The sequence below is a fragment of the Intestinimonas sp. HCP28S3_D6 genome, assembly GCF_052065695.1.
GTDB lineage: Bacteria > Bacillota > Clostridia > Oscillospirales > Oscillospiraceae > Intestinimonas.
Genome location: NZ_JBQHTM010000141.1, coordinates 1 through 870 on the forward strand (window position 1 = coordinate 1; position 870 = coordinate 870).

Annotated in this window: 2 protein-coding genes; both read left to right on the forward strand. The window is 41.3% G+C overall.

Going from position 1 to position 870, the window contains the following annotated elements; all coding sequences use genetic code 11:
* Positions 1 to 248: 248 nt before the first annotated feature.
* Positions 249 to 443 (forward strand): helix-turn-helix domain-containing protein, encoded by a 195-nt coding sequence (locus ACTNBK_RS17110; RefSeq protein ID WP_031475217.1) that lies wholly within the window; start codon positions 249 to 251, stop codon positions 441 to 443.
* Positions 444 to 491: 48 nt separating this feature from the next.
* Positions 492 to 870, forward strand: a 379-nt coding sequence (locus tag ACTNBK_RS17115; RefSeq protein WP_441147894.1) for a type I restriction-modification system subunit M N-terminal domain-containing protein, incomplete at its 3' end; no start/stop codon positions are given.

The window sequence follows — 870 nt, forward strand, 5'->3', positions numbered from 1 at the left end:
TTCGCCCTTTTCTGACGTGCGCAAAAAGAAGGGCCTGCGGATTTTCCGCAGGCTCTTCCACGCTGATGCGCAAAATTGGTTTTTTGTTGTCCTTTTGCGGGGGCTCCTTTGTGTCCGGTGGGGAATTTTAAAAACGCACAAATAAAAAATAATAGCAACAAATAACAGTAAACTCTTGAAAAATTCACATTTATGGTGTATACTAAAATAGTTGAGCTGTATTCAGATTCAAATCACGAGGTGAGAGCATGGAAGAAATCATGAATGACAAATGGATAAGCATAGATGAAGCTGCGGAATATTTAGGAATCAAAACAGTTACTCTTCGCAGCTGGATCAGAAATGGTAAGGAAGGTTTGCCTGCTCAAAAAATCGGAAAACAGTGGAAGTTTAAAATTTCCGAACTCGATGAATGGGTTAAGAGCGGTAAGAGCGCTGACTGATTCGCACTGAAAATCAAAGAAAATCATTAGACAAGGAGCAGGCAAAAAATGGCTGTCAAGAAAACACAATTATATGCATCGCTTTGGGCGAGCTGTGACAAACTTCGCGGAGGCATGGATTCCTCAGAGTATAAGGACTATATCCTGACTCTTTTGTTCATGAAGTATGTCACCGATAAATTTAAGAATAAAGGAGCCTATGAAGACATTAAGGTCTTTGATAAGGCACATGATAAAGATCCCGATCCGGAGAAACGGACAGGCTGCTCCTTTGATGACTTTATTGCTCTGAAGGGAAAGAAAAACATCGGCGAAGGTGTGTTTGTCAAACGAAAATGTGAGCAAAAGGGCCCCAAAAAAGTGAGCACCTTCAGCACCAGATTTCATGTCGTGAGCAATGTTTTTCCCAAGTACCAAATGCTCACCT

Coding starts and splice junctions, on each gene's coding strand:
- ACTNBK_RS17110 (WP_031475217.1), top strand. CDS start 249: ATGGAAGAAATCATGAATGACAAATGGATAAGCATAGATGAAGCTGCG.